The following is an 11,368-nucleotide window of genomic DNA, read 5'->3' as shown; positions in this document are numbered from 1 at the left end:
TCTATTATATAACCCATAAGTCAAGGTTTTAGGTGAAAATCCGCCCCTACAATTTTTTTAACGTTTAATTAGACCTACCTACTACCTAAAACCTACGATATTCTTCAAAATCTATTACCAATTAAAATAAATGGTGCCCAATAATAAGGATGACTAAACTCACTTCCAGCAAAAGGTAATTCTTCAAAATCAAATTTTTTTTTGCCTACTTGAAAATTATAAATTCCCTCTGTTAAAGCACCTGCTAATACTAGAGGATTAATCTATGTTTTCGGAGTTAAATCCATTAAAGTTGTGGCGGTAATATTGGAGTTAACTAGATTTCAACTTTGTAGCTTTTGGGCTTGCCTGTTTGAACCATTTAGACTTGGACTTACTCATATCTACGTTGGTGTAGGTTTGCTGTGCCACGCACTGTTACTTTTACCCTATTTCCTTTCTTTGTGCAACAAAGCCATATAACATACTAAATTAAAACTTATTATTTAACGATTTATCTGACAGGAAGTATTTCAATTGTAATCTTAACTCCCGTTTCCTTAGTATTAGGAATATATTCAAGATTAAGTTTAGGAATATAAGCCAAGCGGTCGTCCTGCAGCACCCCCGCGCCGTTTAACGTTAAAGCATCAAGACAAGCCCCTGCTAAATTATCTAAATCAGAATTAGTACGATGTTTACCACAAAAACTGATAGAAATAGCTGCTCTTTGAATTGGTAAATTTACTTCTAAATTAAGGTCAGAAACTTGACGGTAAATTTCAACTTCTGCTTGATTTCTCCAGGCACGATATCGAGGTGGTAAATAAGTACCATTAGTCGTAACTCGTGGGCGTGCTTTTGGAACTACTTTCCCACGAAGATAAAAGTTAATAATTGTAGCATTTTCAGATTTTTCAGAGTCTGGAAGGGAGGTCGGAAAATTTTCAGCATTGCTCAATAAAGGAATAATTTGCTTAACTTCTGTCTCCACATCTTCTTCAAAACTATCCTTTGACTTAGAGGAAATAAGTGACATCTGGGGTATATTCTCCATAGCAGATAGATCCACTTTTCTGTAAGGATCTAATTGCGTCCGGAAACTAGGCCAGCTTTTAGCTATTTGCAGATAAGTTTCAGCACAACTTTCTGAGAAATGGCAATTCTTTTTGAACCAAGATTGCCATTCAGCGGGAGAAAATAAAGCTTGAGTTTCTAGTAATAATTGCCCTAAAGAATAAGCAAATGCCATAGCATTCATCGGATCGTCTTGGCATTGTTTATGTTTAAAATTTATTTCTGCTATTAAGTCTTGCCAATTAATTAACATTTTATATTAGGTGAAGAAGTTGACTATAGAGCTATTTTACCGAATAATTAAGGTTTAAAGCATAATTGTATTAAGGATAAAAAAGAAAAAATCCTGGGTAGTCCTATATATGTAGTGGTAGGTTAATATAAATGATCAATTTATGATATTAATCTCTCAAATATTGAACTTCAATCTACTTGAAATTTGAACATTTATTTTGTAGGCGATTGCTAACACAAAGCTCCGCTAACACTTGATATAATCAATCAGTACGTTATAAATAACTCAACCTTAAATGTAATACAAAAAATTCTGATAATATACATTTCAAAAATATTTCATCAATATCTAATCCTATGCCAAATAATGATTTAATCTGTGCCAATTGTGGTAGTAGCCATATTGTGAAAAATGGCACAATTCATAACAAAAAACAGAAATATCAATGTCAAACCTGTCAAATACAATTTGTCCCAAATAACTCCAAAGTATACATCAACGATCAAACCAAAGAATTGATTGATAAATTATCAAAGTGAAAAAATTAGTTTAGCTGGCATTATTCCTGTAAAAGGTGTATCTGAAAAATGGCTTCACGCATTACGTTAATAGTAAGTATACAGAGGTTTATCAGTCTATTAAATCTACTAAAAAAACCGGAAAACTCACTATTGAGTGTGATGAAATGTGGTCATTTGTTGGGAGCAAACATTACAAGCAATGGCTGTGGCTAGCCATTGACATAGACACCAAAGAAATTGTGGGTTTCTTTTTAGTTAGGAGAAAGACGTGAAAAAGGTGTATTAGGGTTGTGAAATTGATTGCCGGGTATTTACAGGCAATGTGCAATTTGTTATACAGATTTCTGGTGAGCTTATGATTTGATTTTTTCTGATTGTAGACATAGCTCAGTGGGAAAATAAACTGGTTTAACTGCCTATATAGAAAGATTAAATAATACTTTCCACACTCCCCTACTCTCCTACTCCACTACCATTTTTTGTAATCGGGTGATTTGTATCTAATTTATAAGCTTTGCCTAATTTAGCATCAAATGCCCAAGCTGCAATTTTCAACTTACCTTCTGGGAGTAATTTACCAGAAATTGTTTGTTCCCAACCTGCGTTAAGGTATGCAGGATTATTGAATAGTTGAACTAAATTTTCTCTTTGAGTTTGAGCAGACATCAAAACATCAAAAATAATCCAATCATCTTTTTCTTTTGGGTTTAATACCCCGCCATCTACAGGGTGTTTATAATTGGTTGGGGTTTGAGTCCCCATCCACTTTTTCCTTGTTCCTCTCTTGGTGCGCATTCCCTTGGGTCTGTCGCCGACGCCGGGTAGCACCACTTTTTCCTTGTTCCTCTCTTGGTGCGCATTCCCTTGGGTCTGTCGCCGACGCCGGGTAGCACCGCTTCTTCCTTCTTCAACTGCTTGATTTTTATAGGTTAAAATAATTGCATCTGCAGGCTCGTTACGCTCTGGTAAAAATGCCCAACCATTAACAAAGTACCAACTATTTAAAGGTATAATTCCATCTAACGATCCGTAAGTTTGATCTGGAGATTTTTCAGCAGCGATCGCTTCGATATTATTGCTGGCAACTAAATTAGGTTTTAACATACCTAAGTAATTAAGTCCCTTGACTAAATCTTTAACATGATCATAATTTCCTAAAATATTTTCTTCAATACAAAACTTATTTTCAATGATATTAATGAATGACAAACAAGTTTTTCCTTCCATACGCAATTGATAGCTAGATTTAATTTCTTTCACGCTATAAGTAAACGATTTATAGTGTAAAATCATCAATCCAGTCATGGCGATCGCCACTGTAACTTTATAGAGCCATACTTGCGATTTTATCGGATTTATCTGACTATAAATATGGCTCAAAACTATTGGTAATAAATGTATAATAGCGATTATTAAATAAATAGAAAATGTTGTATACCTTGAAGGTAAAGCACTTTCTACTCCAAAACCAACTCTACCAACGGCAGTAATTAAAGCACTAATTATTGAGTAGATAGCAATCATCATCCAACCAATAGTTCTCTCTAAAATATGGTAATTTTTAATATGTTTGAGTAGGTAAATAAATAAACAGCAAAATATTCCTATTTCTACTCCACCAATAAATATCGAAGAAGTAAGAGGAGATATTTCAAAACCAGAACCCAAAGGAGAACCCAAAAAGGCTAAGAAAAACTGTAAAGTTTGCTCTGGATGCCGAAATGCTGGTATAAGACTAGGGCTAACTTCAGGCTTTTGATAATCATAAAAATAAATAATTATATTGCTGATAAAAACTGCTATCCAGCTTAAGAATAACCATTTTTGTTTCAGTAAATCTGATGTTGATTTTGCCGTAACTAATATTAATACAGGTAAAATTATTATCCAAGCTATCATCCCATTAGAATAGGAAAAAGTACTAATGATGCAAAGCATCATACAAATTAAAAATTTATATCTAGTATGAAAGTGGGAGTAGACAACTGAAATTCCTGTAGTAATACAAGCGATCGGCATCAAAACTACTAATTGGATTCCCCAAAACCAGTTATCATATTGAATTGGAGAAAAAATCAGGATATTTGTCAAGAAAGCTATGAGTGAAGTTGTCAACAAATTAGCATTTACGGTTAATCGATTGAGGCGATAAATATTAACAGAAACTAGACAAGCTAAGATAAATATTACTAGCATTTCATATCTAACATCCCAGTTAGTTAAATATGCCAGTCCGAGAAATATTAGTCGTGGAAATAGTTTTCTACTTTCATTATGTTGAGCAATCAAGTCTTGCCAGGACAAGGAATTTTGGGAAATTTTTATGAATAACTGAGGCATAAGATTCCATTGGTCCCAATAAGGGATATTAACGCTGTAGGTCAGAATTAATATTCCCATTGCAACTGCTGGAAGTATAACTAAAACTATACTTATCCAATTTAAAAGTTGGAAAGTATTCTTGAAGATTTTTTTGCTAATTGGGGATTTTTTTTCTGTTGTCATTATCCTCATTACGCTCTAAAGGTTTTATACCAATTTGAAAAAGGTAGTTAGATCTTAATCTTTGAAGAAGTAAGAAGGAAAGACCGAAAAAGGAAAAAGAGAATGGGGACTCAAACCCCAACCAATTGTAAACACCGCGTAGACGGCGGGGAATTAAACCCAAAATCAAAAGATAATTTTTGGCCTTAAGTATAAAATTTGATCGTTCGCAGATATTGTAAATATTTAATTTTTTTTCTCTTTTTTCATATACTTCTTTTCCTCTGCGACCTAGGGACATTGCATGCAATATCCCTACCTAATCCCTGCTTACTCTTCCATGAATGTAGCAATATTTTATGAACAGGACTTACGCAAAAGACGAAATTATACAGCATTTTTAGGGGTTGGCCGTTAACCCCTAGGCATAAGTGGTAGTTATGCGTAAGTCCTAATGAAATTAGTATTAGATTTTAGGTGGTAGATTGAAGAGAAACTTGTTGTGCAACCTTGGTTTAAAATTAGACTGAAGTATTAACCTAAAAACTATAACTAAAAACCTTCTTCAACTCCATGAAATTAATCTGCTGAGTGAAAAAAATATTTTATAAATAAAATTGAATATAAATTGTTATCCAGATACTGAAAAATTGTGTACCACAGTTTTTAGTAGATAACTTAAATCTTCTTGTTCAACCCACTGTTAAAAATTTTAACTTTCATCTGAACTTATTTTCTCAAAGCCAATTTTTTCTCTAATAATATAGTACGGTCTTTGTCTAACTTCATCGTAAATACGACCAATATATTCTCCAATAATTCCTAGAGACAGGAGTTGTATTCCCCCCATAAAAAATGTTGTAGTTAAACCATAAGCCCAAGATAAAAATTCTTGCCCTAAAACAAATTTAAAGTAAAGACCAATTAATCCTATAATAAAAGAGAAAATTGCAGATACTAAGCCTAAAATAGTTGCCATTTTCAAAGGAATTGTTGAAAAAGAAAATATGCCATCAAAAGCAAGCTTAAATAACTTAGAAACTGAAACTTTAGGCTCACCTCTATATCGAGGACCACGTTCTACAGAAATACCTATTTGTTTAAATCCGGCATAGGCTCTTAAACCACTTAAATATTTGTTGCGTTCTGGCATTTGTCGTAGAGTTAAGATGACTTTTCTATCCATTAATGAAAAGATACCTGCATCCATTGGAGTGATAATTCCTGACAACTTTCTTTGAATGTAATAAAAACTTTTAAATGCTAATCGTTTCAACAATTTTTCTTTACGATTTTTTCTAATAGCATAAACCACATCATATCCCTGTTGCCAAAGTCGTGAAAAACTAATAATCGCTTCTGGAGAATCTTGCAAATCTCCATCCATTAAAATAACTGCTTTTCCATCAGCATGATCGATTCCCGCAGACAAAGCAGATTGATGTCCAAAATTTCTAGAAAAGTTAATAATTTTTACTTCTAGGTGTTGCTGAGTTATTTTTTTTAACAGTTCAAAGGAAGAATCTACACTACCATCATTGATAAAAATTACTTCGCTATTACCATCAAGTCGCTGTAAAACATCTAATAACTGTCGCCATAGTTCAGGGATGATTTCTTCTTCGTTGAAGATGGGAATAACTACAGAATAATCTATATTTTTCATAGTCTTTACTCACTACTCGCCCAAATCATACATATCTAGTTTATAATTGTCAACTTTTAGGGAGTAGTCATTTCAGTTATCAGTTATCAGGTAAGCATTCAGCTATTAGCTGTCAGCTCTTCCTACGGAATGCTGCGCAAACAGCTTTTTAATAAATGAAGCAAGCATTTGCTTAACTTCTACAACATTTTTAAACAAAGAATTGAAGCACAAGAACAGCAAGCTTAAATTGTCAACTAAAATTAATAAAGCTGATAGCTGACTGCTGAATGCTTACAATTAACAACTGACTTTAAGGGTAAGGAAGCCAACTTTTGTAGTAAAACAATTAATAAAGCTTTTATCCTAAATTAAAAGCAATAGCTGATAGCTGATAGCTGATGACTGACTGCTGAATGCTTAGATTACCGCACTCTTATTTATCAATTCTTTCCCCCTACTTCCTACTCCCTACTCCCTCTTTTGGAGGAGATGTTTAATATCTGTTTATAATTCTATAATTACTTCAATATTTCATCTCCCCTACTCCCCTACTCCCCTACTCCCTCACTCCCTCACTCCCAACTATAATAATAAGTATTCAACCGGATTTGATATTATGACCCAGGTACTTTATAGGACAAGTTTTAGTGATTTTGATGAATTTATTAATTGGTATCCAGAACAGTCGGAATACCACTATGAATTACATAACGGAGTAGTTACTCAAATGCCTAAACCTAGAGGTCAACATTCTCAAATTGCAGGTTTTTTAATGGCTGAGTTGAGCTTGGAAATTAGGCATTCAGGGTCGCCTTACTTTATCCCTAAAGAATGTATTGTCAAAACCGATAATTTATCAGGTTACGAACCAGATGTAATTGTTGTCAACCGAGATTTTATTCAGAATGAACCACGTTGAGAAAAAGAATCTACTTTAATTAATAGTCAGTCAATTAAGTTAGTAATTGAAGTTGTCAGTAGCAATTGGAGCGATGATTATCCTCTCAAACTAGATGCTTATGAAATTATGGGCATTAAAGAATATTGGATTGTGGATTATTTGGGATTAGGAGGAAGAAAATTTATCGGTTATCCCAAACAGCCAACTTTTACAGTTAATACCCTAGAAAATGGAGAGTATAAATCTACTCAATTTAAGGAAAAGCAACTCATTCAATCTTCTATCTTTCCGGAATTAAAATTGACTGTGGAATAAGTTTTTCGAGCAGAATAATGTAAGCATTCAGCCGTCAGCTATCAGCTATCAGCTATTAGGTATTGTTTTTAGTTTTAGATAAAAGCTTTACTAATTGAGTCAGAATTAAATCTTACTACAAAAACTGGCTAAAACAGTCTATTTTCATTAAAACCCTGTCCTTTTTCTGAGAGTTGATAGCTAATAACTGTTTGCGCAGCATTCCGTAGGAAATGCTTACAGAATAATACCAAATAGTTTTCAACTAAAATCCTTGGAAAGATTCGTCCAAGATTATCTCTATAGATATTGCTTGATGAAAAGTCAATTATTGTCTGTAGTTGTTTGAGAAGGAAAAATTAAGAAAATATTAGAGAAAAAGGTCTTCATCTGAGGGAAAGGTAAAAATGTTCTGAAAAGTTCCTTTTGAAAAGCACCCAATATAAGGATAAACGAAGAGACAAATGGAAAGATTGTGGAAAATTATCGCAGGAATCATGCTGGTCGCATTGGTTTTTTTCGGTACGATGCTGGCAAATGTAACTTCAGCTCTTGCAGACGATATGGGGCCATTGTCCCCTGATGTATTTATCCGAGGGCGAGGGCTTGCTGTTACCGATGTTTCTGGCCCAGAAGAATGTTCTAACTTATGTGAAAATGATTCTGAGTGTATAGCAGTGAATTGGTTTCGACCTACATCAACTTGTACGGAGTTAATGGCTTACTTTTCAGCAGAAGTAAATCCAGACTACATTTCTGCATTAAAACCCCAAGGTTACGGTAACTAATCGCAATATTGGACCCACCTTTTTGCGTAGCATTCCGTAGCAAAAAACCTAGTTATATCATGTCCGGATGATATAATTATAAATTTCTAACCGCGATCGGAGCCGTTTTCGCTTTGGTAGACTACATAGCTCCTGCCTTAAAGCCAACATCTCTGTACTCTATTCTAATGAAAACTGCTATCAATCGATCGCTGTTGTTATATTATGTCCGGATAATTAGTGAGAAAAAACTTTCTCCTTCTTCTCTTGTTCTTCTTCTTTCTTCCCTCCTGACTCCTGACTCCTGACTCCTGAGGACTCCGTCGTTATTTATTTATAACTGTTCAACCGGACATGATATTAATGAAATCAAAGGAAAGAGCGTCAAGCTCTGACTAAGAAATCATCTGCCTCCAAAGATACTCCATTAGAGAAAATAGCAAAGCGATCGCCTTCTCCCAAGCCATTCTCAATACCATTAGGATTGTAATATAAGGTACTATTAGCAGAGTCATAAACGATAGTCGCATCAGCGGTAAATACATCAGCTTCACCATCCACCACAGCAAATTCGCTACTATCTAGACTTTCTCCAGGAGTAGTAGTAATGGCAGAAAACACAGTTACATCCAAGATAATTCGATCTTGGCCGGATACAAAATCAGTGATTTCATCCACGCCTAAATTTGCTTCGCTAAATGTTTTATTAGCAGCAAAGATAAATTTATCCTTACTCGCTCCACCACTGAGAATATCGTCATCCTCTCCTCCATTGAGGCGATCGCGACCGAGACCACCGCTCAGACTATCTTCTCCACTGCCACCGAGCAAAGCATCAAAACCCTTCCAACCAATCAATGTATCATTGCCACTATTTCCCTTCAGAGTATCGTTTTCATAACCACCTTTGAGAATATCATCACCATCACCACCATTGATACTATCGTTACCCCGGTTGCCATAGAGTTCGTCATTACCAGCAAAGCCAAACATAACATCGTTACCACCCTTACCTTGCTGAATATCTTCTCCTGAAGTTCCCTGGAGTAAGTCGTCCCCACTCGAAGAGACACTTGTTAAAATTTCAGAACCAGAAATCTCATCAACTAACTCAATATAACCTACGCCAACTTCTCCTGCTTCCTCTGCAAAAAAGTCTTTCAGTGTCAGATCCTCCGCTGTTTGGAAACTGCCATCTTGGTTGACATCTATCATTAGATCGGTATCTTCTCGATGCAAGTCTGACATAGAAGTTTCCATACCTTCAAGAGTCAAAGTTTCGCGACCAGCTACTTCTTGAATCTCCAGACCTCCAACGTCAGCAGCATTCAATTCAAATAATTCATTACTCGTACCGCCATGAAGTACCCCATCTTCGGCATCATCCACAGTTCTCACAGGTAATATTTGACCTCGAATATCACCAGGTTCAGGATTTTGGTTTGTATGCACCTGGACGTAGAGGTTGCCATGAAATAGATTAACTAGAGAAGTTATCACTGGTTGAGTTCCCGGCATTTGAGCGGTAGGCAGAATGGCTATTTCCCCGGTAGGAAGATCGCCTCCTTCTAGCAGACTTGCTGCAACTGTACTGCCTTCTACCGTAGATATGGTGATATTTTCTGTTATCTCAACTGTTGCACCATTGCCAAAGTTGAGCTGAGTTCCCTCAAAAATGTTGAGTTCGTCTCGGGGTTCCCCATCTAGTAGTTTGATACCTAAAGTGCCATCATCGTAAGCTTCAACAACTTCAATTTCTAATTCGGGAGCTGTCCAGTCACCATAAACCCCATCAGACTTGGGTTCAGAATGGCGAGCAAAATTGGCAGCAGCATCAGACCAATCCCATTTACCTGTAATTGTTTCACTTTCGTAGTCGATCTGAATATCATCGTCATCTACAGATGGTGCCCCAAAGATATTCAAAACGTGACTGCCATTAGTGCCATAGTCGCGGTGGTGAAAGTGAATTTTGGTGACTGCGTTATCGGCGGTACGTTCTGCGGGGTCTTCAATTAGATCGATTCCATTTAATTGAATGGTATATTCTATTTCTGTTTGTTCGGCATTGAGGCTAAAAGTTGCAACTCCCGTAGCGTCTGACTCTACTCCATTTTGACTGCTGTCTAAGAAGGCTTTAAATTCTTGAGCGGGTTCAGTCGTGCCGAACTCTTCCAGCAGATAGTTTTGAGCTGCCAGAATAGTATCTTGGTCTGCATCGGGGGCGGGAGAGAGATTTTGATTGTAGAGAATATAAACAGGATCGGAAGGAATGCTACCAGGAATATTAGTCTCAACACTGATTGGCAAAAGGTAAAGTCCGTCATCAATACCTGTAGGTGAAGTCCCTTCCTGTAGTTCCATGACATAATGCCAGTGGTCGTTACCAGGCTCGTTATATACTGCATAATAGTATGGTTCTCCTTCTACAACAGCTTCCCCTGTAGTGACTTCATTTGCGAATTCTACATACCATTCACCTTCATCGTTGACCAACCAGTTTTCTTGATACCAGGTCATCACCTCTCCACCTGTGGTCACAAAACTTTCACCATCCCAGACTTTCAGCTCATCAAGAAAGTTGACTTGGAAATAAGTATTGCGTTCGCGATCGAAAGAATCATCCACTGGACTCCCATCTACAGGAGTCTCGTAGAACATATCTACCTGTGGTGTGAAACCAGGAAAATAGGATGCGTTATCAGTATAGCGATAGTCGAAGGCAGTATCTGATTCTTCTACTACTCGGTCATCCCAAACCCCAACTGGCGATAAAGTGAGATAGTCGTCAGAAAATAGGTTTGTGTAGCCGTTACTCACACTGTCATCTTTGCCAAGATAGGCTCTGATTTGACCTGTTTCATCTTGACCGAAATAGAATTGTAAACCGTGAAAAACTCCAGAATAATATTTAATAACTTCTGGTAAAAAAGCTATCTCTGAAGTAACTGAACCAATGCGACTTTCTAAATCCCAAGTTCCACCTTTTAATGGGTTGCCCACCTGATGTTTTGAAGCAGCAATATTAGCTCCAGTTAGTTGATGTAAAAGTTTGATAAAGTTATTCGATTGACTGGCAATATTACAACTATAGAGTAATATATCAATAGTTCCCCATTCTTGCAGATATCCAGTATATTTGGAGATATTATGCTCGGTTATTGGTGTTTTTCCTAGATATAAAATTCCAGGATCGCCATGACAGACAATATGCAAACTATTAGTTGGATAGTTAGATAAAAGTTCGGTAATTTGTTCTATTCCATCACGGTTAGGGTCAATTAAAGCAACTTTTGTTTGTGGAGTAACTCCGGTGGCTAACTGGCGATAATTTTCCACTCTGGTGTCAATTACCATCAATCTTTTATGCTGTCGGAGTTGTTGCAACTTTTGGTTAATTTTTGTTAATTCTGTAGATTTTTTTAAGATTAAATTCATCTTGATAAATCCTCAAATTGATAA

At 36.0% G+C, this 11,368-nt stretch carries 5 protein-coding genes and 2 pseudogenes; 3 read left to right on the top strand and 4 right to left on the bottom strand.

Annotated elements, in window-relative coordinates:
* Positions 1-493 precede the first annotated feature (493 nt).
* Positions 494-1,309, bottom strand: a complete 816-nt coding sequence (locus tag F6K27_RS22725) for a RusA family crossover junction endodeoxyribonuclease (protein WP_287276545.1) — start codon at positions 1,307-1,309, stop codon at positions 494-496.
* A 338-nt stretch (positions 1,310-1,647) separates the two neighbouring features.
* On the opposite strand from F6K27_RS22725, the pseudogene F6K27_RS22720 reads away from it, so the two are divergent.
* A pseudogene (locus tag F6K27_RS22720) lies at positions 1,648-2,211 on the top strand (IS1 family transposase); the annotation flags it as partial.
* 54 nt (positions 2,212-2,265) lie between these two features.
* Here the strand turns inward: F6K27_RS22720 and F6K27_RS22715 are convergent.
* Complete coding sequence (locus F6K27_RS22715; protein WP_287276546.1) at positions 2,266-4,317, bottom strand: hypothetical protein; 2,052 nt, start codon at positions 4,315-4,317, stop codon at positions 2,266-2,268.
* 691 nt (positions 4,318-5,008) lie between these two features.
* A complete protein-coding gene (locus F6K27_RS22710; RefSeq protein ID WP_124144047.1) occupies positions 5,009-5,962 on the bottom strand; it encodes a glycosyltransferase family 2 protein in 954 nt (317 codons plus the stop codon).
* Between the two features lie 598 nt (positions 5,963-6,560).
* Here F6K27_RS22710 and F6K27_RS22705 point away from each other — a divergent pair.
* Together F6K27_RS22705 and F6K27_RS22700 are read left to right on the top strand one after the other, a co-directional pair.
* Positions 6,561-7,160 (top strand): annotated as a pseudogene (locus tag F6K27_RS22705) (Uma2 family endonuclease).
* A gap of 476 nt (positions 7,161-7,636) precedes the next feature.
* Entirely contained in the window at positions 7,637-7,927 is a 291-nt protein-coding gene (locus F6K27_RS22700) for a PAN domain-containing protein (protein WP_161564405.1), read from the top strand.
* Positions 7,928-8,290: 363 nt separating this feature from the next.
* On the opposite strand, the gene F6K27_RS22695 is transcribed toward F6K27_RS22700, so the two are convergent.
* Complete coding sequence (locus F6K27_RS22695; RefSeq protein ID WP_287276547.1) at positions 8,291-11,344, bottom strand: DUF4347 domain-containing protein; 3,054 nt, start codon at positions 11,342-11,344, stop codon at positions 8,291-8,293.
* Positions 11,345-11,368 lie beyond the last annotated feature (24 nt).

This window comes from Okeania sp. SIO2F5, assembly GCF_010692685.1.
Classification (GTDB): Bacteria; Cyanobacteriota; Cyanobacteriia; order Cyanobacteriales; family Microcoleaceae; genus Okeania; species Okeania hirsuta.
Note: the sequence above shows the minus strand (reverse complement) of the source record. Positions and strands in the feature narration are given on the sequence as shown.

What these genes read in the sequence shown, in the direction of transcription:
- F6K27_RS22725 (WP_287276545.1), bottom strand. Translation starts at nt 1,309, where the DNA reads ATGTTAATTAATTGGCAAGACTTAATAGCAGAAATAAATTTTAAACAT.
- F6K27_RS22715 (WP_287276546.1), bottom strand. Translation starts at nt 4,317, where the DNA reads ATGACAACAGAAAAAAAATCCCCAATTAGCAAAAAAATCTTCAAGAAT.
- F6K27_RS22710 (WP_124144047.1), bottom strand. Translation starts at nt 5,962, where the DNA reads ATGAAAAATATAGATTATTCTGTAGTTATTCCCATCTTCAACGAAGAA.
- F6K27_RS22700 (WP_161564405.1), top strand. Translation starts at nt 7,637, where the DNA reads ATGCTGGTCGCATTGGTTTTTTTCGGTACGATGCTGGCAAATGTAACT.
- F6K27_RS22695 (WP_287276547.1), bottom strand. Translation starts at nt 11,344, where the DNA reads ATGAATTTAATCTTAAAAAAATCTACAGAATTAACAAAAATTAACCAA.